This is a genomic window from Sedimentibacter hydroxybenzoicus DSM 7310 (genome assembly GCF_013403245.1).
GTDB lineage: Bacteria > Bacillota > Clostridia > Tissierellales > Sedimentibacteraceae > Sedimentibacter > Sedimentibacter hydroxybenzoicus.
In genome coordinates this window covers 24,540-49,086 of sequence record NZ_JACBNQ010000023.1, presented here as the reverse complement: position 1 = coordinate 49,086, position 24,547 = coordinate 24,540, and the positions used below count along the sequence as shown (strand labels likewise).

Annotated in this window: 25 protein-coding genes; all 25 read left to right on the top strand. The window is 32.6% G+C overall.

Annotation, left to right across the window (positions count from 1 at the left end):
* Positions 1-396 precede the first annotated feature (396 nt).
* Positions 397-825, top strand: a complete 429-nt coding sequence (locus HZF24_RS15610; RefSeq protein WP_179239285.1) for a hypothetical protein — start codon at positions 397-399, stop codon at positions 823-825.
* Entirely contained in the window at positions 806-1,060 is a 255-nt protein-coding gene (locus HZF24_RS15605; protein ID WP_179239284.1) for a hypothetical protein, read from the top strand. The genes HZF24_RS15610 and HZF24_RS15605 overlap by 20 nt, the downstream gene beginning before the upstream one ends.
* Before the next feature lie 666 nt (positions 1,061-1,726).
* Positions 1,727-2,944, top strand: a complete 1,218-nt coding sequence (locus tag HZF24_RS15600) for a S8 family serine peptidase (RefSeq protein ID WP_179239283.1) — start codon at positions 1,727-1,729, stop codon at positions 2,942-2,944.
* A 143-nt stretch (positions 2,945-3,087) separates the two neighbouring features.
* A complete protein-coding gene (locus HZF24_RS15595) occupies positions 3,088-3,954 on the top strand; it encodes a CPBP family intramembrane glutamic endopeptidase (RefSeq protein WP_179239282.1) in 867 nt (288 codons plus the stop codon).
* A gap of 106 nt (positions 3,955-4,060) precedes the next feature.
* Positions 4,061-5,407 (top strand): hypothetical protein, encoded by a 1,347-nt coding sequence (locus HZF24_RS15590; RefSeq protein ID WP_179239281.1) that lies wholly within the window; start codon positions 4,061-4,063, stop codon positions 5,405-5,407.
* Between the two features lie 11 nt (positions 5,408-5,418).
* Positions 5,419-6,441 (top strand): ABC transporter ATP-binding protein, encoded by a 1,023-nt coding sequence (locus HZF24_RS15585; RefSeq protein WP_179239280.1) that lies wholly within the window; start codon positions 5,419-5,421, stop codon positions 6,439-6,441.
* A complete protein-coding gene (locus tag HZF24_RS15580) occupies positions 6,428-7,204 on the top strand; it encodes a carbohydrate ABC transporter permease (RefSeq protein ID WP_179239279.1) in 777 nt (258 codons plus the stop codon). The genes HZF24_RS15585 and HZF24_RS15580 overlap by 14 nt, the downstream gene beginning before the upstream one ends.
* 8 nt (positions 7,205-7,212) lie before the next feature.
* Positions 7,213-8,037, top strand: coding sequence for a carbohydrate ABC transporter permease (locus HZF24_RS15575; RefSeq protein ID WP_179239278.1), 825 nt, complete (start codon positions 7,213-7,215; stop codon positions 8,035-8,037).
* A 17-nt stretch (positions 8,038-8,054) separates the two neighbouring features.
* Entirely contained in the window at positions 8,055-9,341 is a 1,287-nt protein-coding gene (locus HZF24_RS15570) for an HlyD family secretion protein (RefSeq protein WP_179239277.1), read from the top strand.
* 14 nt (positions 9,342-9,355) lie between these two features.
* Positions 9,356-10,489 carry a DUF6290 family protein gene (locus HZF24_RS15565; protein WP_179239276.1) on the top strand — a complete coding sequence of 378 codons (1,134 nt, stop codon included), beginning with the start codon at positions 9,356-9,358 and terminating at the stop codon, positions 10,487-10,489.
* A gap of 174 nt (positions 10,490-10,663) precedes the next feature.
* Complete coding sequence (locus HZF24_RS15560; RefSeq protein WP_179239275.1) at positions 10,664-11,167, top strand: YceD family protein; 504 nt, start codon at positions 10,664-10,666, stop codon at positions 11,165-11,167.
* A 12-nt stretch (positions 11,168-11,179) separates the two neighbouring features.
* Positions 11,180-11,359, top strand: coding sequence for a 50S ribosomal protein L32 (rpmF, locus tag HZF24_RS15555; RefSeq protein WP_179239273.1), 180 nt, complete (start codon positions 11,180-11,182; stop codon positions 11,357-11,359).
* 154 nt (positions 11,360-11,513) lie between these two features.
* Positions 11,514-12,512 (top strand): phosphate acyltransferase PlsX, encoded by a 999-nt coding sequence (plsX, locus tag HZF24_RS15550; RefSeq protein WP_179239271.1) that lies wholly within the window; start codon positions 11,514-11,516, stop codon positions 12,510-12,512.
* A 6-nt stretch (positions 12,513-12,518) separates the two neighbouring features.
* The gene (gene acpP / locus HZF24_RS15545; protein ID WP_179239270.1) at positions 12,519-12,746 is read left to right on the top strand and encodes an acyl carrier protein; all 228 of its coding nucleotides are present in this window, start codon (positions 12,519-12,521) and stop codon (positions 12,744-12,746) included.
* Positions 12,747-12,893: 147 nt separating this feature from the next.
* Positions 12,894-13,613, top strand: a complete 720-nt coding sequence (rnc, locus tag HZF24_RS15540) for a ribonuclease III (protein ID WP_246346165.1) — start codon at positions 12,894-12,896, stop codon at positions 13,611-13,613.
* Positions 13,600-14,685 carry an elongator complex protein 3 gene (locus HZF24_RS15535; protein ID WP_218835320.1) on the top strand — a complete coding sequence of 362 codons (1,086 nt, stop codon included), beginning with the start codon at positions 13,600-13,602 and terminating at the stop codon, positions 14,683-14,685. Before rnc ends, HZF24_RS15535 begins: the two co-directional genes overlap by 14 nt.
* Positions 14,686-14,693: 8 nt before the next feature.
* Entirely contained in the window at positions 14,694-18,257 is a 3,564-nt protein-coding gene (gene smc, locus HZF24_RS15530; RefSeq protein WP_179239268.1) for a chromosome segregation protein SMC, read from the top strand.
* A gap of 76 nt (positions 18,258-18,333) precedes the next feature.
* Entirely contained in the window at positions 18,334-19,488 is a 1,155-nt protein-coding gene (gene ftsY, locus HZF24_RS15525; RefSeq protein WP_179239267.1) for a signal recognition particle-docking protein FtsY, read from the top strand.
* 231 nt (positions 19,489-19,719) lie between these two features.
* Positions 19,720-20,055, top strand: coding sequence for a type II toxin-antitoxin system HicB family antitoxin (locus HZF24_RS15520; RefSeq protein ID WP_407695757.1), 336 nt, complete (start codon positions 19,720-19,722; stop codon positions 20,053-20,055).
* Positions 20,056-20,080: 25 nt separating this feature from the next.
* Positions 20,081-20,335 (top strand): hypothetical protein, encoded by a 255-nt coding sequence (locus tag HZF24_RS15515; RefSeq protein ID WP_179239266.1) that lies wholly within the window; start codon positions 20,081-20,083, stop codon positions 20,333-20,335.
* 456 nt (positions 20,336-20,791) lie between these two features.
* Positions 20,792-21,502, top strand: a complete 711-nt coding sequence (locus HZF24_RS15510) for a LytR/AlgR family response regulator transcription factor (RefSeq protein WP_179239264.1) — start codon at positions 20,792-20,794, stop codon at positions 21,500-21,502.
* A gap of 27 nt (positions 21,503-21,529) precedes the next feature.
* Entirely contained in the window at positions 21,530-22,867 is a 1,338-nt protein-coding gene (locus tag HZF24_RS15505) for a sensor histidine kinase (RefSeq protein WP_179239263.1), read from the top strand.
* A gap of 108 nt (positions 22,868-22,975) precedes the next feature.
* Entirely contained in the window at positions 22,976-23,551 is a 576-nt protein-coding gene (locus tag HZF24_RS15500; RefSeq protein WP_179239261.1) for an accessory gene regulator ArgB-like protein, read from the top strand.
* On the top strand, positions 23,548-23,682 hold the full coding sequence (locus tag HZF24_RS15495; protein WP_179239259.1) for a cyclic lactone autoinducer peptide: 135 nt from the start codon (positions 23,548-23,550) through the stop codon (positions 23,680-23,682). The genes HZF24_RS15500 and HZF24_RS15495 overlap by 4 nt, the downstream gene beginning before the upstream one ends.
* A gap of 445 nt (positions 23,683-24,127) precedes the next feature.
* Positions 24,128-24,511 (top strand): hypothetical protein, encoded by a 384-nt coding sequence (locus HZF24_RS15490; RefSeq protein ID WP_179239258.1) that lies wholly within the window; start codon positions 24,128-24,130, stop codon positions 24,509-24,511.
* Positions 24,512-24,547 lie beyond the last annotated feature (36 nt).

Genomic DNA, 24,547 nt, shown 5'->3' with positions numbered 1-24,547 from the left:
CCTGAAAAAGGTAATATGAAATAGTAATGACATGCAGATGGAGATGTTGCATAATGTGACATCTCTGTCTTTTTTTTAAAGGCGAAATATTCTGGCAGATTTTAAAATGATTTCCAATAATATAGATACAAGATACCTACAACGGACTTGATATGGTAAGTCATATCAACTATAATGGAGGAAAATAGGCAAGCTACGATGCAGCCGGAGCCCTCATAGAAATGAATGATTGGACAGGAAAAACCACATTTGAGGTAGACCTGTTGAACAGAATAACAAAGACATACAATCTGTTGGGAAATAAATTATACTACAAAGGTGCCTAATAGGACAAATACCGCTGAATTATTATATGGCGTAATGGCAGAAAAATAATCATTGAGAAAGGTGAGTTGCATGAAAAAATTGCTAATCGAGATAGGGCTAGTTTTAGTTTTACTAACGCAGACTTCCTGTTCCAATTTATTACGATTTCAAGGAATTAATAATGAAATTGCTGAAGATACTTCCCAGAATGTAGAAATTGACACAAGCTCAAATGATTTGGAAGAAAAATCTATCGAGACAGGTATTTCAAATAAACAAAACATCGTAAAGCCAAATGATTTGGATGCAGAATCAGAAAATATTGACAATACATACATAATCAATCATGAGAAGGATGGCTCAACATATACTCTGGTCATAATGCATGATTACAATTACAATTATACGTTACAACTTTTTGATGTAGAATCAAATAAGTTGCAATCAATTCTTTTGGGTCCAATTCCTGAAGGAATAGATTTTATGGACGTAAATTTAGATGGGTATACAGACAGCTAATACAGGTGGAACCTTAAATGGAACACACGAACTATATATTTGGGATGTTTCCTCTCTAAATATATTAAAAGTGATTTTTGAAGGATTTGATATGTTATCTTATTTCGAAGTACATGAGAGCTATATTATGAATTGGGTAAAAGATACGCCGTTGTCTGGTGTTATACAAAAGCTGATTTGGAATGGAAACACCTTGATAATGGAATCGGAAGAACTTTATGGATTAACGGATTAAGGATCAAGCGTTTAATAATGTCTTAGGTAATGGATTTGAAACAATTGAAGTACTGTATGATAAACTTATTCTTAACTTCGTGCATATGGTTTTTATACGTGCTTAAAATATTTGATCGTAATAAGCTGTTAAATTTTTAGCCTATTGTATATTTTGCTTATTCCGTCCTCTCCAAATTCCATCATGTTAAAAACAAGTTTAACAGTTCTCTGTTGTTATTATAAAAGGATACATCTAAAATATCTGACACATTTGCTGACCTGGTGGTAAAAAATCCGGATCCCAGAACAAAACAATAATAACCCCGTAATAGTTGAAAATATTGTTTCTGGTAGATTTGCCTTGAGTTTTTTTGTTTATATAATTAAAACAAGAACATGGGTAAGGACATGGGGATGTTTAATTTGTACTAATCATGGTTTTGGTATAAGAAATGCGAAAAAAATAACGAATTCATCTGTAAAGTTATGTTATTATTTTATTACTCACCAAACATATACCGAGAAATACCAAACATGTACACCCCTATATTTACATGATAAAAATTTTCTGTTAGATTTGATTTAAGATTATTAATTAAGGAAATGCGTAAGAATGACATTACATTTTTGACAATTGAATTTATCAAGGATAATATTTAAAAAATCAAAAAGAAGAGGGAAAATTATGATTAATAAGAGAAAATACTTTTTTGTATGTATAATAATTATTATAATCGTTGGTGTTGTTATGGCATGCAATGCCGAATCAACGGACACTAAGGTTATAAATATAGTCAGGTACCCTGAGGCTCCTGATTATACAACATTTTTTAATTCTAATAAATTTCCTGAGGAAAAGGATGAGAATTTGGGTTTTGATGTAAGAAGTACTGATTTGTCATCTGAAGATTTGACGAGTCGTTTAGATGATTTATTGTATTCAACTTACGATTCAAAAACAAAATGGCCAGAAAAGCTTCCTGAGGAATTTAATCCCACAGAATTAATGGACCTTTACAAGAATCCCGGATTTAATATAAGGGAGCTTCACAAACAGGGTATAACAGGAAAAGGTGTGGGTATAGCAATTATTGATCAAACCTTGCTGGTAGATCATGTGGAATATAAGGACAGAATAAAGCTGTATGAAGAAAATGAATATGCAGGAAAATATGAGGCACAAATGCATGGACCTGCTGTTGCTTCAATTGCAGTAGGAAAGACAGTCGGAGTTGCTCCTGATGCAGATCTGTATTACATAGCCGGAGATTTTGGAACAGTTAATAATAATAATTTTGAATATGATTTTTCATTTCTTGCTAAAAATATTAATCGTATTTTAGAGGTTAATGAAAGCTTACCTGATGCAAATAAAATAAGAGTTATTTCCATAACGATAGGGTGGAATAGCAGTCAGAAAGGATACGAAGAAGTAACAGAAGCTGTAAACAAAGCAAAGGAAGAGGGAATACTTGTCGTTTCATCATCCCTAAGAGAAACCTTCGGATATAAATTTCATGGATTAGGAAAATATCCAATGTCTGATGCCGATAATTTAGAATCATACAAGCCCGGTAGTTGGTGGGAATACAATACAGAAGGAATTTTAGGGTATTCTACAAGTGTTCCTTACCTTTTTGCACCGATGGATTTCAGGTGTACGGCTGCACCTACCGGGGCAAATGATTACGCAGTTTATTCCAGCGGAGGATGGAGCTGGACCATACCTTATATTGCAGGTGTATATGCATTAGCTTGTCAGGTAAAACCGGATATTACGTATGATGAATTTTGGAATATAGCATTGGAAACAGGTAATTCAATTAATATAAATTCAAACGGACATGATCATATAATGGAAAAAATAATTAATCCTATAGGAATAATTGATAGATTAAAATAACTAATAAAACAGTGATGATTCGATGTTAACAATCAGCTTTAACAAGCGAAAGACCGTTTTTGCCTTCGCAATCATGTTACTGAAGCTGCTGCAAAAAGACTACAATACTAAAATTAGTGGTATATTTTAAAGGGGGTGCTATTATGAAGTATATAAGAATTTATTTGTTTTTTTCTTTTTCGTTAACATGGTTAATGTGGGTTATTATTAACAATTTTGAATTTCCGGATTACTTATCTTCAATATTGATGATTGCTTCGGTGTATATACCGGCGATAACCGTATGGGTTATGAAAATATTTAATAAAGAAGATGAAATTACTATCGTTAGTTTGGAACCAGATGTCAAAAAAAATATTAAATGGTATTTAATTGCATGGATAGTTCCGGTAATTTTTACACTTTTAGGTGCTCTTCTTTATTATAGCATATTTAAGAATGACTTTGATTTAACTTTTGGGAGGTTACAAAACGAAATAATTAATAAAACTGGACAGCCTTCAGATACCCCTATAACAGCCGCCAATATAAAAATATTATCTGCTATTTTAATAAATCCATTTATAAATACGTTCCTTTGTCTTGGTGAGGAAATGGGATGGAGAGGATTTCTATTTCCTAATTTGGTTAAGCATGTATCAAGAATTAAAACTCATATTTTAGCTGGAGTTATCTGGGGATTATGGCACATACCTCTTACTATAGTCGGGCATAATTACGGTCTGGAGTATTTTGGATATCCGTGGTCGGGGGTGCTTACACTGTGTATTTTTACAATTGCAGCAGGTATCTTTTTATCATGGATCACGGAGAATTCTTCAACAATTTGGCCTGCAGCTTTGGCACATTCCACAATAAATTCCATGGGGAAAATACCATATTTATTTCTCAGCACTGCAAATCCATCCAATAGGTTGTTCGGACCTGCAATAACCGGATTAATTTCCTCATTACCAATGGTTATATTAGCTTCAGTATTAATTATTAAAGAAAAGCAACTTAAGAATTAGGATTTTTAACGATGATAATTAATAAAACGCGTTTCGATAAAATTAGACAAGCAATGCAATATATGGTATAATTTTCATATAGCAAATTATGGGAAGGTAAATTTCGATGAAAAAAATATATCTGTTTTTATGTATCACCCTTATAGCTGTTCTGACATCATGCTCTGAACAAACATCTGGGGAAAACGATGCTGTTAAAATATGGTGGTATAAACAGGAAGAGGGTACTATTTTTAATATTATTGTTGAAAAAGCTATAGAAAGTATATTGTTTCAGGCTAATTTAGATGATATAGAGGTAGATGTCAAGCAATTTTCATATTCTGATATCAGCTACGAAGATTATGTTCTTAAAAGAAACCTTGCTATTGAACACGGGGATTTAGACATGACATTCGACTTGCCCGGAAGCTTGTATGCTTTGAGAAATAAAGCTGCGGACTATGACAGAATAGAAAGCTATAAAAATGTATTTGATAATTATAAAAATCAATATTGTGTTCCTCTGTGTACAGTACTGCGAGTTAACTTTGTCAATAATGATGCTTTGATAAAATACAACATAGAGCCTAAAAATGTGATTTCACTTGATGAGTATTATGATATAAAGCAAAGGATGAAGGTAAATGGGGCTGAATTTAAGCTCAATTCACAGGAATTCATGGAGCTTGTGGATTATTACAGCATAAAAAACGACTTAAAAATTTTAAGAGATCAAAAAGGTACATATATAGATAAGACATCGGCACTTACTGCTATCAGTGAACTGATAGATGATATAAAAAGTAATTATGAATATGAATATATTATCAATGATTCTGATGATTATGACTATAGAATTATTGAAGAAAAATCCGGATACGAGTTTTCCGGTCTGATGTACAACTATTCGGCTTTAAACTACAATGATTTCAGAGGCCGTCCACCTATTGAGAATTATACAATAGTATTATTGGATAATAACGGTGATTTTTTTTCACTATATAATCGTGTTATTATGCCTTGCTTGTTTATGCCAAGTATCAGTAAGAACGACAATGCATATATCATAGCAGATACATTGTTCCGTGACGGATTTCAATTATTTCTCTACGAGAGAGGTATGGAAGGGGTAGTTACAAATTTAGATTCAACAAGAGATTTAATCGGATTTGATGAAGATTGGAACTATGTGGGTGTGAAAAACCTTACGGATGAGAATGGTAATAAAGTATCTCTTAAGATGTATCCTAAAGCTGAGGAAGAAAAGCTGTATGAAGTGTTGACCAAGGGATACAAAGTAGTGAGAAATATGGATATGTCATACTTTTTTTCCAGCGTTCATTATTACGGTGAATTAAGAGAGTTTGTATCAAATATGGCAGCGGGTATAATCAGAAATGAAAAAACATTAGAGGATTTTGATAAAATGGCTGATGATTTCATTGTTAACTTAAATATCATGGGCAATTGAGCAGGTGAGAAATGGCGGAGATAATTTTAAAGGATGTAACTAAGATTTATCCTAATGGATTTAAGGCATTGGAGGATTTCAGCCTTAAAATAACGGACAAGGAGTTTCTTGTTCTTGTTGGTCCATCAGGATGCGGAAAAACTACAATACTCAGAATAATTGCAGGGCTTGAAGAAGCTTCTGCAGGGGATGTAATAATTGGAGACAGAAGGGTTAATGATGTGCTGCCTAAGGACAGGAATATATCCATGGTATTTCAGAACTATGCCTTGTATCCTCATATGAATGTCTACGAAAATATGGCATTTTCACTTAAACTCAGAAAAATCGGCAAGAAGGAAATACAGGAGAAAATTTTAAACATTGCCGGTATATTGGAAATAGAAGATATATTGTACAAAAAGCCGGCTACTTTGTCGGGAGGGCAGAAGCAAAGAGCGGCACTTGGCAGAGCAATAATCCGTGAACCCGATATTTTTTTATTTGATGAACCGTTGTCAAATATTGATGCAAAGCTCAGAACCCAGATGAGAATAGAGCTTATAAATTTGCATAAACGGCTGGGTACGACTTTCATATACGTTACTCACGACCAGACTGAAGCCATGACCATGGGAGAAAGAATAGCTGTCATGAAGGACGGTATAATACAGCAGATGGATACTCCCGAAAATATTTATAAAAATCCCGTAAATATTTTTACCGCAGGCTTTATAGGTTCACCTCAGATGAACTTTATTAAAGACAGCGATAAAAATATAATAATGGGTGTAAGACCTGAAAAGTTAAAGATATCATCGGTTGAACCAGAGGAGTCTTCATTAAGTCTCGATCAATGCTACGTTGAGGCAGTGGAATTGATAGGATCTGAAAAGCTGATATATTTTGATTGTAACGGATTGAAGCTGATTTCTAAAGTGCCTGAAGACATTCAGACAATCAAGGGCAACAGCTACAAGCTGTACTGCCTGAAAAAGGACATTCATTATTTTGACGGGGAAAAAGGAGAAAAATTATATTATGAAAAAATATAGTATGATGAAATACATACTTCCCAGCATTTTTGGAGTAGCTTTTCTTAACTTAGTTCCCTTTATAATAGCTCAAAAATATGTTTTCTTTTCATCAGGCGGCTCATTTACGGATATTTTTTCAAATATGGGTTTTATTATATCTATCAAAAACACGGCCGTATTTATGTCCGTATTCATTCCGCTGGCTGTTATCATAGGCTTTGTTACAGCCTTTTTAACAGAATATTTAAAGCTCAGCTTCTGGGTACAGGCGGCGGTTATATTGCCGATTACCGTACCGGCATCCTCCGTATCGGGTTTTTTCAGAGAAATTGCTGCAAGCTCTGCTCTTGAAAACATAAACGGGCTGTTCATAGTTGGTTTTATATTTTTGTGGAGCTGCATCGGATATACGTATATTATTTTCCTTATATCGTTGAAGAACAGGGATAAAAGTATAGAAGAAGCTGCATATTTAGATGGCTCCGGCACATTGAGAACCATTTTTTCTATAATGCTGCCTCTGCACAGTGAGGCGCTTGTGCTTGCCGTTATAGTAAGTACGTATAATTCTCTTAAAATTTTCAGGATGACCTATGCTATATTCGGAGAATATCCCGACTACAGAATGTTTATGATACAGAATTTTCTACATTTAAAGCTCAAGGAACTGAGTCTCGATACGCTTATGGCAGGAGCTGACATATTGCTTGCATTCATATTTATACTGTTGTTTTTTATCTTGAGATCAGGGCGAAAGCACAAAATTAAAATGTCCCTGTAGGAGTAATCATGAAAAAGTTTACGGTTAAGCTTTTATCTGCATTTATAATAATAGTATTCATTTTTCCCATACTGTACACCATATCCCATTCCTTCATGGATGGATATCAGCTGAAAAATAACGAAGTGGAAATAGTACCGGAGATTTTTAATATTCAGCAATATTATGAAATAAGTGTTGAAAAAAATGAATATTTCAAGCTTTATATAAATTCGGCAATAATGACTGCGGGAGTGCTTTTGGGGCAGATGATTGTAAGCATAGGTGCAGCATATTATTTCTCGGTGAAAAAAAGCAGGTATTCAGAAGTTTTGTTTTTGATTTACACATTTTTTATGCTGCTTCCGTTGCAGATAACACTGATACCCAATGTGCTTTTATATAATTCCATAGAGAGGTACTTGGGATTAAGATTGTTCAATACACAATTTGCGGTTATTTTACCGGGTGTATTCAGTACATTAGGAGTATTTTTTCTCAAACAGTTTTTTGAATCAATGCCCCAGAGCTATTATGAAATTGCAAAAATAGACGGTGCATCAGATCTTGAGATACTACTTCATGTAGTGCTTCCGTATTCCAAAAATGCAATAGCGGCCTTGTGTCTTTTGATATTTATTGAGAATTGGAATTTAATAGAGCAGCCAATCATATTTTTGAGCTCTATGTCTAAAATGCCTGTGTCTATTTATTTAAATACTCTTTATTCAAGTTACAGGGAAATTTTTTATGCAGGAAGCGTGTTGTTTATGTTCCCTGTCATATATGTGTTTATGAAAATAAGAGACAAGCTTAAGGTAATGGTATTAAAAATCAGTGACGAAGGAAGGTAGTACAGATGGTATCCGGTTTGTTTGATAGAATTTTAAAAATATTTTTTATTTTTCTCAGCATTGTTATTATCATAGGATTTGTGTTTCTTGCAATCAGAAACTACATTATGCCGGAGGTTACTGCTACTAAGCCGTTGGAAAACAGTACCCTTATTAAAAAGGACTATTTTACGGGCAGGGTTATCTCAAGAGAAACAATCGAAGTAAAAGCTGACAGAAAACTGTATATAGAAGAAATTAACGTAAAAAGCTCTCAGATAGTTGAACCCGGCTCGAAAATAATAACACTGGACATGAGCAGGCAATCCCTTAATACCGATACTGAAGCTGTTGAATTACAAAATCAAATAAAATTATATGAAATAGAAAAACTCAATCTGAAAAGTCAAATGAATAACAGGGAAGCTTCTGTACAAAGAGCATTGGAATCATACAATAAAGCAAAAGAGGAGTATGAAAGTACAAGCTATTTGTATGAAAATGGAATCGTTACAAAAGAAGACCTTGATAGCAAAAATGATTCTGCGGAAGAGCTCCGCAAATCTTATGAGAGAGAAGTAAGCTCTCTCAAAAGCGAAACGGAAATATATGCAATGAATTTAAACCGCATTGATAGTGAAATAAATATATTGCTGGGTAAATTGCATGGGAAAGTAAATGAAGAAAACAAAATAACCGTGGACAGTGAGGGAGTTTACTTCCTTTCCGACATGGTGTACATAGATTATATAATTGATAAAAAGATCGTTGAAGAAGGTGAAACTGTAATCAGATATTCAATATGCAATTCTAATTCTGATTTATATATTGAGGCATATCTTGACAGAGATGTTTATGACGATATTTTCAATAAAAGGTACAGTGTATACTTCTGGAAAAATGATGAAAGAAAGAAGGAGTCGTTAAATATTCAATCGGTTCGTTCTTTTCCGGACCACAATGAGCTTATTTTTTCTTTAAGGGATGAGCTTAGAGAAAAGGTGTATATATCTGATGTTGTAAGATTTATGGTTCAGTCGGAAGAAAATTATGAATGTGTGGTTCAGAAAACAGCTGTTGTGCCTGTAGGCGAAATGAAATCAGGTAATTATTGCTATATATACACAATAGAATCAGAAGAATCAATTTTGGGACAAATAAATTATTTAAAGCAGGGAGAATATAAGATTCTTGCTGTTGGAGACAATACGGTAGCTGTTGAAGCATCTCAGACAAATACAACAAGGATAGACAGGAACAGTATAATAGCTAATTATGCTTCAGCTGTTTTAGAAAATGAAATGAGAGTCAGAATAATTAAATAGGCAGGGAGCCGCAAATGAAAAATACGTTATGGGCACTTCTTATAATTGTCTTAATAGCATCTTTGATGCTTATATATGTGGAATCAAACACTTACGGCGGAATGGCGGAGTTTTGCTTAAATGAACCTGTTTCTGCGGAGAAAATTAAGGATGCGCTGGAGCAGGGTAAGGTATATGATTATCTTATAGTATATGATTTGTATAACAGGGAAAGTTCCAAGGTATACAAAGGCAATATGAATTTGCTTTTAGCAGGAAGAATAAAAGAAAACACAGATATTGGATTCAGTGAAAGAGAAGTTCTCATGGGTGACGATTTTGCAGAAAGAAACTATGCATACAATCCCATCGGTCAAAACCATGAGTTTAACAATGCAGGATACACTGTAACCGCTATTGTAAATGACAGCCATGATGTATATTACAGTGATTTGAATTTACTTGAAAATCAGAATATAAAAAGGCAGAGAATATATGCTGTTCTGAAGGACAAGGATGGTATTAAGATAGAAGAAAATACCTTGTTGTCTATACTTAAATCAAAAGGCATAGTGTCTGATGCACACATTTATTATGATAATTTATCCAAGCTTCTGCTTAAGCTTATAATTCTGTGCTTCATATCATTTTTCATATGTGCTATATATAATATAATAAAAAGATTAAGGAAGCTATTAAGAAGTATTTTTTCAGAATATAAAAATAACAAATATGATGTTGGTGTATGGGAATATATTAATAGGAGCGAGAATCTAGGTTTAATCAGAGGCATACTTCTGTATTTATCTGCACTGCTTACATCAATAATATGCATCGCAGTATTGCTTATAAGATATCTGAATTTAAGGATGCCTTATAGATTTAATCCTGTTTCGCCTAAAAGTATTTACGGCATGATAAAATCATTTTTTGATTTAGTTTCGTATTATTTGCACAATGGTATTACGGAAATGAGCGTAATTGCATTTAAGATTGTACTTAGTATGGTTATGGCTTTAATATTCTACGTAGTTGTCATAATATTAAAAAGGTTAGAGTATAGATATGATTTGAAAGTCGTTAAAGAATATGAAAATGAAAAGAAGAATAGCAAAGTAAAACACTATTCATTGAATGAAGTGAAAAAAGAATTAGGTATAGATGCTTGATGAGATTCTTCACTTGCGTTCAGAATGACATAGCGGCAGATTTACGTTTATTCATAGCAATGACAGGATAGTGCAAAATAACAAGCAATAATAACAAGCAAAATATTACAATATAGCTTGACAAAATATTTTTTTTCTCATATAATTAACTCTGCGAATAAAAAGGGTGGTAGTATGTTAATTAAGCTAAAAGAATTTTTATCATCTGATCAGCTTTCTTACAGAGTTAGTGAGAATTTTGTAATAGATGATGAGGATTTCTTATCAAAGACACATCTTGATAAAAGCATTGTGTTTGCAGGTGAATTTTATAAAGTGGACGAAAGCGTCATACTAAACGGCACTGTTATGTACACTGTTAAGGATAAATGTGCAAGATGCTTGGATGAATTTGACAATAAGATTGAAACGAAATTTGAGGCTCTTATAGTTAAACAATTAGATGAAGATAGTGAATCTGATGAAATTCAATTGAAAATTACAGACGGATGTGTTGATTTACAGGAAACCATTAAGCAAATAATTTACTTGTCAATGCCTATGAAGTCATTGTGCAGTAAAGATTGCAAGGGCATATGCCCCAATTGCGGAGTTAATTTAAATAATGATAATTGTAAATGTGAAGACAATTTAACAGATCCGCGATTTGATAAATTAAGAGACCTGTTAAAGGATTAAGGAGGTGTTAAAATGGCAGTACCTAAGAGAAAAACTTCCAAAGCAAGAAGAGATAGAAGAAGATCAGCTAAATCAAGATTAACAATTCCAAATATCATTGAGTGTCCACAATGTCACGAAACTAAGCTTCCTCACAGAGTTTGTGCAGCTTGCGGATATTATGATGGTAAAGAAGTTATAAGCGTAGAATAATCAGGAATTATTTTAATAGTTTAGCTATAAAAAGTAGTGCAGCGCACTATTTTTTTATTGCAAAGATAATATATCTACGTTATACTAATTTTGTGTGTACCTGTACATATTAAGCCCTGTGCTTTATCAGAAATTATTTAAAGAAGGTGTAAGAATGAAAATTGCCATAGATGCTATGGGCGGCGATAATGCTCCCGAGCTTATTGTTAAAGGAAGTATACTTGCAAGAGATGAATATAATGTGGAGATTTTATTATATGGAAAAGAAAATGAAATAAAAAATATAGTAGAAAAAAATACATCTGATTTTAACAATATAGAAATTATTAATGCTGAAGAAGTTATCACAAACGATGATAAGCCGGTTATGGCTTTAAGAAGAAAAAAGGATTCATCGTTGGTAAAGGCACTTAATACGGTTAAGGATAAGCAAGCGAATGCTATAGTATCTGCAGGAAGCACCGGCGCTTTGTTAGCAGGTGCTACACTTATGGTAGGACGTATAAATGGCATAGAAAGACCTGCAATTGGAGCCTTGATACCGAATATGTACGGAGGGTTTGCGCTATTGATTGATTCAGGAGCAAACGTAGATTCTAAGCCGGAATTCTTATATGATTTTGCTATGATGGGAGATATTTACTTAAAGCAGGTGCTAAATATCACTTCTCCCAGAATTGCACTTGCTAACATCGGTTCAGAAAAAGCAAAAGGTGACAAGCTGACTGTTGATACATACGGACTATTGGAAAATACAACACTTCCTCTAAATTTCATAGGAAATATAGAGGCAAGAGAAATACTTCAGGGCAAAGCGGATATAATAGTTTGTGACGGGTTCGTCGGAAATATGATATTAAAAACGCTTGAGGGCTCTGTATTGGAATTGATGAAGGGACTAAAATCAGCACTGTTGTCTTCAGCAAGGTCGAAAATCGGAGCAGCTTTAATTAAACCCGCACTTAAGGATTTTAAGAGCAAATTTGATTATTCTGAACATGGTGGAGCTCCGATACTTGGGGTGAAAGAAATTGTAGTTAAAGCTCATGGCAGCTCTGACGAAAAAGCCTTTAAAAATGCTATTCGTCAAGCTAAAATATGCTGTGAGAACAATGTAAACGGATTAATTCAAGAAAGCATTATGAGGAGGTGATTTGATATGTTTGAAAGAATTAAAGAAATTGTAGCTGAAAAGGTTGGCATTGAGGAAGCTGACATTACAATGGAAACTTCTTTTGCAGATGATTTGGATGCAGATTCAATAACATTATTTGAATTGGTAATGGCTTTGGAAGACGAATTTAATATTGAAATCGATGATGAAAGTATTGAACAAATCAAGACAGTGGGGGATATAGTAAACTACTTAGAAGAAATTAACCAGTAATATTAATTTGATATTATTATATATAAGGGACGCAGTAATGCGTCCTTAGGTTGCTGAAAATACTTATAATTATTTATTATATTTACGAATAACTTCGTTAATGTACTAAATAGTTATAACCTTATCAAGTGAATACGGAGGATAAAGTTGATTATAGATATGAAAGAACTTAAAGAGTTCGAAAGCATAATAAAATATAAATTTAATAATATAGAAACGTTGGAAAAATCACTCACTCACAGCTCTTATTCAAATGAAGACAAATCATACAACAAGGTTAATAACGAAAGATTGGAATTTTTGGGAGACGCCGTTTTAAGCATAAGCGTGAGCAGATATATCTTTGACAAGTTTCCCGACTATCCGGAAGGTGATTTAACAAAATTGAGGTCTCAGGTAGTTTGCGAGGATACCTTGAGTATGGTTGCCGGTGAATTAAATATCGGCAAATATATGTTGTTAGGCAAGGGTGAAGAAGCATCAGGCGGAAGAGAGCGAAAATCCATATTGGCGGATGCTGTTGAAGCCATTATAGCTGCAATTTATATTGACGGAGGATATAAAAAAGCGGAAAGCTTTGTATTGGATAATCTGACTAAATATATCCACCATGCGGTCAAGGGTAAAATTATTACGGATTTCAAATCATATTTACAGGAATATTATCAGAGCAAGGGTCATACTTGTAAAATCCGATATGTGGTAACAAAGGAAGAAGGACCTGACCACGAAAAAGTATTTCACGTTGATGTTGTTATCAACAGGGTTGTTACCGGAAGCGGCTCAGGCAAAAGCAAGAAGCTGGCTGAGCAGGAAGCGGCAAAAAATGCTTTGATATCAGAAGGCCAGATTAATGAATATAATTAATAAAAAAATAAAAATTATTCCTGTCTTTGTTCCTCATGTGGGATGCCCGAATGATTGTGTTTTCTGCAACCAAAAAAGGATAACGGGCAAGGATAATACGGTTATAGACGGCGGATACGTAAGAAATATAATTGAAGATTACAAAAAAACAATAGATGATGATGTCTGTACGGAGCTTGCTTTCTTCGGCGGTTCCTTTACTGCAATAGATTTACGACTGCAGGAGGAATTGTTAAGTGTAGGTAAGGAATATAAGGACAATGGCATTATACAACGGCTCAGATGCTCAACCAGGCCTGATGCAATAGACGAACAGGTACTTAATCTTCAGAAAAGATATGGTATGGATATCATAGAATTAGGGATACAATCACTGGATGATGAGGTTTTAAGACTATCCAACAGAGGACATAACAGGCAGCAATCCGAAAATGCAAGTAAATTAATTAAAGAGCACGGATTTGTTTTAGGTCATCAGATTATGCCCGGTCTCCCGGGGAGCAGCAGTGAAAAAGATTTAAAAACCTGTATAGATTCAATAAAAATGAAACCGGATATTGTCAGGATTTATCCTACTTTGATTATAAAGGATACTGATTTAGTTCAAATGTATGAAAAGGGCGAGTATAAGCCTTTGACATTGGATGAAGCAGTAGATATTTCTGCGCTTATTTACAGTCATTATTCCGTTAAAAATATAAACGTCATACGTATAGGTCTGCAAAACACAGAAAATATAAATGAAGATAATGATGTAATTGCAGGTCCCTTTCATGCGGCATTCAGACAGCTGGTGGAAGAAAAAATATATTTGCACTCTGTTATAAAAGTTTTGGAGAAACAGGATTTAACAGATAAGCATATAACTTTTGCCGCTGACGATAAGGTTATAAGCTATATTTCCGGTCAAAACAAGGCAAACATAAAAATACTTAAGGATAAATTTTCTGTTAATAAAATAAATTTTGTTAATGACAAAAACAGTCAATCAATTGAAATTTTTGCCGATAATATAAAAGCAGGAAGTTTTTTAATAAAAGACATTTATAAAAACTATCTTAGTTTTCATTAGGGGGAACTATGTATCTCAAAAAATTATATATAAACGGATTTAAATCCTTTGCAGAAAAGACAGAAGTAATAGTTGAAAACGGAATTACTGCTATTGTAGGTCCCAACGGAAGCGGCAAAAGCAATATTTCTGATGCAATTAAATGGGTTTTAGGCGAGCAGAGCGCAAAATCTCTCAGAGGCGGCAAAATGGATGACGTTATTTTTGCCGGAACAGAAAAAAGAATGCCTCTGGGATATGCTGAAGTGAACCTGATATTTGATAATGAATCGGGACAAATTCCGTTGGAGTATAAAGAGGTCAGTATTAAAAGAAAATTATATAAAACAGGCGAAAGCGAATATTATATAAACAAACAGCAATGCAGATTGAAGGACATAAAGGAATTGTTCATGGATACGGGTATAGGCAGAGAAGGCTATTCATTTATAGGACAAGGTCGTGTGGAGGATATTTTGAGTCCGAATTCTGAGACGAGAAGACAGGTTTTTGAAGAAGCTTCGGGTATAGTAAAATACAAAACAAGGAAGGAAGAATCCGAAAGAAAGCTTGAAAAAACCAGTGACAATTTAGACAGAGTGGATGATATAATAAATGAATTGGAGGAACGAATCACACCTCTTTCGGAGCAGAGCATAAAAGCTAAAAAATATATTGAAATAAAAGAAAGATTAAAGCAATATGAGCTGAATTATCTTGCCCACGAATACGAAAAGCATACCGAACAGCTTAAGGCTTTAAACAATCAAAGAAACATTGCAACCGAGCAAAAAATCAAGCTTCAAAAGAAGAGGGATTATTTCTCGGAATCCATTGCTTCCCAAAAAGAAAAAATCACGTCAATCCAGCTGAAAATAAAAGAACTTGAAGAAAACAGGGAGCTGAAAAACAAGGAGCATGAGAGCTACCAAAGCATGATACAGGTATACAAGGAAAAAAAGCTTTTGTATATAAAGAACATTGACAATGTTAAAAACGAAATTTCGGAGCTTTTAACAAGAAACGAAGAGCTTGAAGATAATATTAAGCTGCTTAATGAAGAAAAAAATCAGCTCTTAGAGGGATTAAACCTCGATACAGAAAAGTTTAATTCAATGAATGAGGAAATAAAGGTATACAAAAATGAAATTGACAGCATAGCAAAGAAAATAGAGGAGCAAAGAAATGAGCTGTTTGAGCTTCATAAGGAAATTAACAAGCTTAACAGTCAGAAAAGCACCGTGGAATCCTTTATATCAAACGATGCGGACAGAATAGAAAATTTATTGTCTGAAATTTCTTCGGAAAATGAAGACAGGAATAATAAGCTGTCTGTTATTAATTCAATCGAAGAAGAACAAAATAAAGTTACAGCATTGTTGTCGGCAAAAAAACAGGAGTTGAACAATAATACTGATAAATTATCCCTAAGTGAAAATGAAAAAGAAAAATTAAATGAGCAAATCAGGGATGTAAGCAATGAATTAAACACCTTTAAATCAAAGCTCAATATTCTGTCCAACATGGAAGCATACTATGACGGCTACTATAAAAGCATCAAGACGGTGATGAACAATAAGGACAGGGAGCCGGTTTTAAAAAATTCGATAGTAGGTACCGTTGCGGATATTATCAAGACAGAAAAGAAATATGAGACGGCCATTGAGGTTGCATTAGGCTCAGCAATACAAAACATCATCGTCAACACGGATACAGAAGCAGAAAACATAATAGAATATTTAAAGAAAAACAAGATTGGAAGAGTTACATTTTTGCCGATAAATATGCTTCAGGAGAGAAGCTTGAATAAAGCGGAACAAGAGGTTCTGAAAGAAAAATGTGTTATCAACACAGGGGACATGCTTGTAGAAACCAAAAATAAATTTGAAACCGTAATAAAGCATTTATTGGGCAGAATAATAATTGTAGATAATTTAAATAACGGCTTTAAAATTTCAAAAAAGCTAGGTAACTCCTTAAAGATAGTAACATTGCAGGGTGATGTAATAAATGCAGGAGGCTCAGTAACAGGCGGACACATAGTGAGCAATCAGAACCTGCTTGGACGAAAAAGAGAAATTGAAGAATGCAAGGAATCTATAATAAAGTCGGACGCTTTATTAAAAGATAAGAATAACAAGCTAAGTACTTTAATAGCCGAAATAAAAGTATATAACGAGGTTATTGCTTCCTTGAAAAATGAAATCAATGAAAACAGCAACCTGTATGAAAAGAATATTTCAAGGATGGGCATGCTTAAAGAACAAGCTGATAAAACCGCTTCCGCAGTAAAAAAATATACAGAGGAAATGCAGTTTATCAGTGACGAAAAAACCAAACATAGTAATGAGCTTGCAAATATTCTTTCTGAGATAGAAAGAATTGAAAACTTGGTGGAAGAAAAAGAAAAGAGTATTGAATTAACAATAACAAAGAGTGATACGAATAAAAGCAAGTATGAAGAATATAATTCAATTATATTAAGTCAGAGAGATTTGGTTGCTCAGATAAATCAGGACATAAAGCTTAAAGAAGAAAAAATAAATAATGCCAAAGCTGAGATATCAAGAAATATCGAGCAAGTTTCGGTTAAAGAAGAAAGCCTGAAGAATATTGATATAGAAATAATCAATGCAGAAAAAACAATAGAAGAAAATAAATCAAAATCAGATGCTTTAACAGAAGAAATTAAATTAACCAATGATAATTTAAATGCAGAAAAAGAAAATCTCAATACCATTCAAAATGAAATTTATGAGTACCAGAATAAAATCAATGAAGCAAACAAGCAGATTACGGAAATTCTTGACGATGAAAACAAAATGAACGTAAGAATTGAAAGAGAAAATTCAAAGGTTGAAGAAATTTCCGCAAAGCTTTGGGAAGAATATGAAATAAACTATGCAATGGCTATACAATATAAGGATGACAGCATAAGTCAGAGTAAGCTGTACAGTGAAGTAAATTCATGCAAAAAAGCAATTAAAGATCTTGGTAATGTGAACCTGGATTCAATCGAAGAATACGAAGAAGTAAAGCAAAGATATGATTTTCTGAAAAAGCAGCAAAAGGATTTAATAGATGCAAAGGATAAGCTGAAGGAAGTAATTAAAGAATTAGAAGTTCAGATGAATGATAAATTCGTCGAAGAATTTGCAAATATTCGACTTAAATTTAATGATGTATTTAAAAAACTGTTCAACGGCGGAAGCGGTGACGTTTATTTAGAGGATGAAACGGATGCTTTAAACTCTAACATAGAAATTGCAGTACAGCCGCCGGGAAAGAAGTTGAGCAAAATTTCACTTTTATCAGGGGGAGAAAAGGCTCTTACAGCCATTGCTTTACTGTTTTCAATACTTAAAACAAAGCCTACATCATTTTGTGTTCTGGACGAAATTGAGGCAGCTCTGGATGATTCAAACATCAACAGATTTTCTCATTATTTAAGAGATATATCCAAGGAAACACAATTTATTGTAATTACGCACAGAAAGGGCACAATGGAATATGCCGACACCCTTTACGGCGCTACAATGGAAGAAAAGGGTGTTACAAAGCTTGTATCCATGAAGCTTTCAAACGCAATATAGAGATCCTTCACTACGTTCAGGATGACATCCCGTCATTCTGAGCGAAGCGAAGAATCTCACTTTAAGAGGAGGAAATATGTTTAATTTTTTTAAAAGAAAAAAAGATAAAAATCAAGAAGATGAAATTAAAAAAGAAGAAATAGAAGAAATGCAATCAGAAGAGACATACGAAGAATCAGAAGAATTAGAAGAATTAGAAGAAATAGAAGAGCCAATCGAAGTAATCGAAGATGAAGATGAAGATTACAAAATAGTTGAAGATACAGAAGAGCCCGAGCAATCAGAAGAAGTTGAAAACAACGAAAAAAGTGAGAAAAAGGGATTGAGCTTTTTCGAAAAGCTTAAAGAAGGACTATCTAAAACAAAGAAAAATCTGACAGAGCAAATTGAAAGCATCGTATTCAGACACAGAAAAATAGATGATGACTTCCTTGAGGAATTAGAAGAAATCTTGATTACTTCAGACATGGGTGTTGAGACTACCATGGATATAATCGAATATATAAAGACAGAAACAAGAAAAAGAAATTTGACGGATACTTCTGAAATCAAGGATGTAATAAAAGAATACCTGATTAATATGCTTGAAGAAAATGATGAAGATAACGATACAGAAAACAAGCAAAGAGTTATTTTAATCGTGGGAGTAAACGGAGTGGGCAAGACCACATCCATAGGTAAAATTGCCTACAGGATAAAGCAATCCGGAAAAAGCGTCATAGTTGCCGCAGCAGATACATTCAGAGCCGCAGCGGTTGAACAACTCAAAGAATGGTGCTTAAGAGCCGGTGTTGATATAATTGCTTCGGAGCAGGGCTCCGACCCGGGCTCAGTTATATTCGATGCGGTGAATGCCGCAAAAGCAAGAAAAACCGATGTCTTAATCTGTGATACTGCAGGAAGACTTCACAACAAAAAGAACCTGATGAATGAATTAAGCAAAATCTTTAAAATAATTGACAGAGAATTCGGCGAAGCAAAACTGGATGTATACCTTGTTATCGACGCTACAACGGGTCAAAACGGTCTCATTCAGGCGAAACTGTTCTCGGAAACCTGCAGCATCAACGGTCTGATTTTAACCAAATTAGACGGTACTGCCAAAGGAGGCATAGCATTCCCCATAGTCAACGAGCTCAAAATTCCTATAAAATATATCGGTGTGGGAGAAAAAATAGACGACCTCCAGGACTTCAACGCAACAGACTTTGTAAATGCTATATTTGAATAGAATAACAAGTGAGATTCTTTGCTAAAACCCGAAGAATCTCATTTTTTAATTGCTAATTATTGGATATTCGTATATCATTAAAGTATAACAAAATATATCCGATTACAGAATTATTGACACGTGTTATAACATGTGTTATACCTTAATTACAGGAGGTTATTTTTATGAAAAAAGATATTTATGTATATCCTGCCATTTTAACACAGTACGATGATAATATAGGCATTACATATTCCCGATTTACCTGGATGTGTATCCAATGCTAAAGATATAGAAGAAGCTGTTAAAAATGCTAAAGAGGTTTTGTCACTACACATGTTCGGTATGGAAGAAGATAAAATAGAAATTCCTGCACCATCGTCCGTAAACAAAATTAAATTAGATGAGAATGAAATACCTGTATTAATTGAAGTCTATATGCCGATTTACCGCCAAGCGATAAGAAATACAACCGTAAAAACTACTGTGACAATGCCTCAGTGGTTAAAGAATTTAGCCGAAGAAAATAACATTAACTTTTCTCAAGTTCTTCAAGCTTCTTTAAAAGAGTATCTTGGAATTAAATAAATTATTTCATGTTAGGAGGATGACTATGACTCTTGCAAAAAAAATAGAAGAATTGTTAAAAGATGAATTAGAGCCTGAAAATGTAAAAACTATTATAAACATTGCAGAATATTTAAAGTTTAAAGAAACTCAAGATATATGGGACAAAATAAATGAATCTGAACATGAATATATATCTGAAAAGGAACTGAAGTTAATTGAAAAAATCAAAGCACAAGGTGAATTTATCAGCCAAGATGAACTATTAGGGGAATTGGGGATAAATGGTGATGAAATATAAAAGATGACTTCTCGGAGGTCATTTTTTTTATGATAAAACTCATGATGGAAAAGGATATAGAGCCGTAATGACATTCGATTTAATAAAATTAAATACGGATATTACATTTATATACATTTGAATCGTATATTTTTACATTTAAGAAAAGTGATTATTTCAACGTATATTTAAACTGTCATGAGATGAAGATGCAGTTCGTGAAGAAAAACTCCAAATTAGAGCACCCTTATTTTGAATATATATACAGCATTCCCCAGATTACCTCGGTATAGTAGTGCTATCATTGTATTCTTAAATACATTAATTGTTACTATTATAGTTAAAAAGTCTATATCATATATTTTAGTTCGACAAAAGTTGATAAAAGGTGCTTTTTAGTGTATAATTAACTAAATGAAATTTAATTTGGGAAGCTATTATTCTCTTAGTAAAAGTTAAGCACAAGGGGGAATTAATATGAAGGATTGCTATAAAATTGCCATATGTGACGATGACGAAATCATGCTTCAAAATATATTTGAATATATTAAAACAGAATTTACGAGCATGAGCTACGAATATAGTATAATCAAGTACAGTGACGTTAAGAAAATGCTTGCAGATATTAAAATTTATGAGTTTGATATATATTTTTTGGATATAGATATGCCGAATATTAACGGACTTGAGGCATCACATAGCATAAAGTTAAATAATCCTGAGTCTGTTATTATTTTTATAAGCGGTATGGACGAAATGGTATATGAATCTCTCAAAGTTCGACCTCTCAGATTTATACGAAAACTAACATTAGAAAAGGAAATATCAGAAGCAGTTAAAGCTGCTGTCAATGAAATTTCTTCTATATCTTATAAAATAACTGTAGAAGTGAATAAACAGAAAATTAAAATTGATATAAGAAATATACTATATATAGAGAGTATAAGAAACTATATTTATGTTAATACGACAAATAGTAAAAGATCAAAATACAGAGGAAGTATTAATCAAAGGGAAAAAGAACTGAATGAATATGGATTTATAAGAACTCATGTAGGCTACTTGGTAAATCAAAGATACATAAGGAGAGTGAATAAAAACAGTATAACATTAGTGAATGATGAAGAAATACCTGTGAGCAGAGCTAATTTAAAAACAGTAGAGAAAAAATTTATAGAGGGGATTTAGGTATATGAAGAACGGGGATATAGAAAAATGGATGGCAGTATTTTAATAATTGTATTTGAGTTATCAGTCAATTTATTCGAATCATATTTAATGGTTGAATTTATATCGAAATATAATGGTTATAAATTTTATGGAATAAAGAGAAATATTCTTTTTGGGGGAACAGTAATTGCGATATTTTTAAATGTTACCGCAATGAATTATGTGCAAAGCTATGTGGAATCTGCCAATTATATTTCATTAATTATTATAGTTTCATATAGTTTGTATGCTCTTAATGGGAAAAATAAGATCAAAATATTTAGTTGTATAGTATTTAATGTTCTCATGATTTTGACAGCAATGATCTCATTACTGTCAATTAGTACGATATTTATAGTAGATATAAAGTACATAATTACGACTTTTTCAGTTTATAGATTAACAGCGGCTATATTATCAAAAATTCTTCTTTTTTATTTATCTCGGATAATAATAAAAATTAGGGTAAATCAGTATGAAAAATCATCTAATTTATCATGGTTCGCTGTGACACTTATTCCTGTACTAACAATATTTATAATGGTAACCATAACAGAATCTGTTCTTGTGAATAAAGATCCAAGAATCAGTTTTTATTTTTTATTGTCAATGATTGGTTTAATAATCATTAATGCGTTTTCATATTTTATGTTTACCAAATTAGGGGAAGAGCATAAAAAGAATTTGGAAAACACTATTATAAACCAAAGATATATACTAAGTCAAAAGCATAATGATGAAGTAAAAGAGCTGTACAATGAAATTAAAATAATTAAGCATGATATGAAAAATCATCTTATAAATATAAGAGAATATATAAATAACAATTATATGAAAGAGGGAACAGAGTATATAGATAAAATAATTGAGAAAATAAATGTTACAAAAAAATTTGTATTAACAAAAAATGTTTCCTTTGATGCAATTGTAAATAATAAATTTTCTAAAGCGTATTCTATGGGAATAAAAACTATCATTTCTGTAAAATACGAAATTGATGATGAAATAGAAGGAACAGATATAAATGTTTTAATCGGAAATTTACTGGATAATTCTATCGAGGCTTGCGAAAATATAAAAGGTAAAAAAGAAATATCCTTACTTACAGATAAGAGAAAAGATTATATATTAATTGAAGTGAGTAATACAATAGATAAAGCAGTATTGAAAGAAAATGGACAACTTGTTACAACAAAAAAAGACAAAGAAAATCATGGAATGGGAATCAAAAGCGTAAGAAAGATTGTAGAAAAATATAACGGCATCATGGACTTTAAGGAAGATAAAAATAATTTTACTTGCAAAATTTTATTGTTAAGTAATCATGATCAAGAATATGATTAAATAATTACCAATTGTACCTATATGATACTAAACGTACCTAATGTATTGACTTATAAAAATAATCAGATATATTGTAAATAAAGATAAAAAATAATTATGGAGGAAATTGTGATTGACTATTTATCTTGCAGTATAGCTGATTATTTTTGTGCTAATAAAATAATTTATGATTCTGAAAAAAAAATATATATCTATGGACTCAGATTAATCATGTCTACTCTTGTGAGCATTTTGGCAATAATTGGCATATCCATTTTAATAAATGAAAAATTAATTACAGCTATATTTTTATCGGTATTTATAACAATAAGAAGATATTCAGGTGGATATCATGCAAGTACATATTTTAGGTGTATTTTAACATTTATCTTACTATATTTGGCAATAATTTCAATAATTTTATTTACTAATCATGATTATATTATAATTATATCCTGTGTGACTGCTATAACGGCTATATTTATATTTTTGAAATATTCTCCTGTAGACAATGAAAATAAAAAACTGACTACACATCAAAAAATAAAGAATAAAAAAATATCATTATATTTATTATTTGCATTGTATGCATTTTCTATACCGTTTATTGGTGTAAATATACGATTATTTTACACTGTAGCTATAACATTGTTCATGGTATCGATGTTAATATTAATTCAAGTTAAAGGAGGAAGGAAAATATGAAATTGAAAGAAGAGATATTGATATTAGCTTCAAAAGCAATAAAAACTTCAGCAATTTCGGCAGCGGGTAGTACATCCCATTGGGGTATATATCAGCCAAAAGAACCAAAAAATATTCCAAGAAGGTTGTAAACATTCAACTTATGTTAAATAAAGACATTTGAAGTTATGAGTTCAGATATATCTTGGGATAATCAATCAAGAAGGGTGTTTCCAATGTGGTATGATTGATACTTTAAAGCTTTTATATTTTTATACAAAAATATAGCATCAAGAGAGGTGAACCACTTGTGAAAGAAATATCTACTAAAACACTGTATGTCGCATAGGGTGCTGCCTGTTTATTTACATTGTTTTTAATTATGGCATTATTATCACTAAGCTATGGATTCTTTATTGCACGTTGGTTCTTTATGGCGTTTTTTCTTTTTAGTATGGTATCACATAATAATGTTCAAAAGCTTAAAGTGTCCGCATTGCGGTAAAATGGAAACTATAATAAATCTCACATACTCAATAAATTACCAATTTTTTTGCCGACACTGTGGTCAACAAATTAAAATAAGGAGGTGAAATTATGAAATCAAAAAAAGTATTTAGTTATTTAACGTTAGCCGTTGCTTTGTTATTATGCTTTTCAGTAAATGTATATGGTGCAAGTGCGAATGCTATTTTGCTTGCGACTGAATCATCTACAGTATCAAGTGCAATAGGGCTTAGTACTTATTCAGATTATTCTGCATTGAATAGTAAAGACTCAGCATACAGTGTATATGCTAACGTTCAATGTGCTTTTCCAGGAAAAAGTTGGAAGCAAGTGGAATCAACACTTATGGCGGCACCAGGAATTGCAAATGGTACTAACTATGCCACCGAAAATGCAAACTGGAGGTTAGAATTAAATCCTTGGGGATGGGGATTTATAGGTTGTAGTGCTAATGGGATAATTTCATATGATTAAAAGTTAATTGACATAATAGTATCATCAGTATAAGGT

What these genes read in the sequence shown, in the direction of transcription:
- HZF24_RS15610 (WP_179239285.1), top strand. Translation starts at nt 397, where the DNA reads ATGAAAAAATTGCTAATCGAGATAGGGCTAGTTTTAGTTTTACTAACG.
- HZF24_RS15605 (WP_179239284.1), top strand. Translation starts at nt 806, where the DNA reads ATGGGTATACAGACAGCTAATACAGGTGGAACCTTAAATGGAACACAC.
- HZF24_RS15600 (WP_179239283.1), top strand. Translation starts at nt 1,727, where the DNA reads ATGATTAATAAGAGAAAATACTTTTTTGTATGTATAATAATTATTATA.
- HZF24_RS15595 (WP_179239282.1), top strand. Translation starts at nt 3,088, where the DNA reads ATGAAGTATATAAGAATTTATTTGTTTTTTTCTTTTTCGTTAACATGG.
- HZF24_RS15590 (WP_179239281.1), top strand. Translation starts at nt 4,061, where the DNA reads ATGAAAAAAATATATCTGTTTTTATGTATCACCCTTATAGCTGTTCTG.
- HZF24_RS15585 (WP_179239280.1), top strand. Translation starts at nt 5,419, where the DNA reads ATGGCGGAGATAATTTTAAAGGATGTAACTAAGATTTATCCTAATGGA.
- HZF24_RS15580 (WP_179239279.1), top strand. Translation starts at nt 6,428, where the DNA reads ATGAAAAAATATAGTATGATGAAATACATACTTCCCAGCATTTTTGGA.
- HZF24_RS15575 (WP_179239278.1), top strand. Translation starts at nt 7,213, where the DNA reads ATGAAAAAGTTTACGGTTAAGCTTTTATCTGCATTTATAATAATAGTA.
- HZF24_RS15565 (WP_179239276.1), top strand. Translation starts at nt 9,356, where the DNA reads ATGAAAAATACGTTATGGGCACTTCTTATAATTGTCTTAATAGCATCT.
- HZF24_RS15560 (WP_179239275.1), top strand. Translation starts at nt 10,664, where the DNA reads ATGTTAATTAAGCTAAAAGAATTTTTATCATCTGATCAGCTTTCTTAC.
- rpmF (WP_179239273.1), top strand. Translation starts at nt 11,180, where the DNA reads ATGGCAGTACCTAAGAGAAAAACTTCCAAAGCAAGAAGAGATAGAAGA.
- plsX (WP_179239271.1), top strand. Translation starts at nt 11,514, where the DNA reads ATGAAAATTGCCATAGATGCTATGGGCGGCGATAATGCTCCCGAGCTT.
- acpP (WP_179239270.1), top strand. Translation starts at nt 12,519, where the DNA reads ATGTTTGAAAGAATTAAAGAAATTGTAGCTGAAAAGGTTGGCATTGAG.
- HZF24_RS15535 (WP_218835320.1), top strand. Translation starts at nt 13,600, where the DNA reads ATGAATATAATTAATAAAAAAATAAAAATTATTCCTGTCTTTGTTCCT.
- smc (WP_179239268.1), top strand. Translation starts at nt 14,694, where the DNA reads ATGTATCTCAAAAAATTATATATAAACGGATTTAAATCCTTTGCAGAA.
- ftsY (WP_179239267.1), top strand. Translation starts at nt 18,334, where the DNA reads ATGTTTAATTTTTTTAAAAGAAAAAAAGATAAAAATCAAGAAGATGAA.
- HZF24_RS15515 (WP_179239266.1), top strand. Translation starts at nt 20,081, where the DNA reads ATGACTCTTGCAAAAAAAATAGAAGAATTGTTAAAAGATGAATTAGAG.
- HZF24_RS15510 (WP_179239264.1), top strand. Translation starts at nt 20,792, where the DNA reads ATGAAGGATTGCTATAAAATTGCCATATGTGACGATGACGAAATCATG.
- HZF24_RS15505 (WP_179239263.1), top strand. Translation starts at nt 21,530, where the DNA reads ATGGATGGCAGTATTTTAATAATTGTATTTGAGTTATCAGTCAATTTA.
- HZF24_RS15495 (WP_179239259.1), top strand. Translation starts at nt 23,548, where the DNA reads ATGAAATTGAAAGAAGAGATATTGATATTAGCTTCAAAAGCAATAAAA.
- HZF24_RS15490 (WP_179239258.1), top strand. Translation starts at nt 24,128, where the DNA reads ATGAAATCAAAAAAAGTATTTAGTTATTTAACGTTAGCCGTTGCTTTG.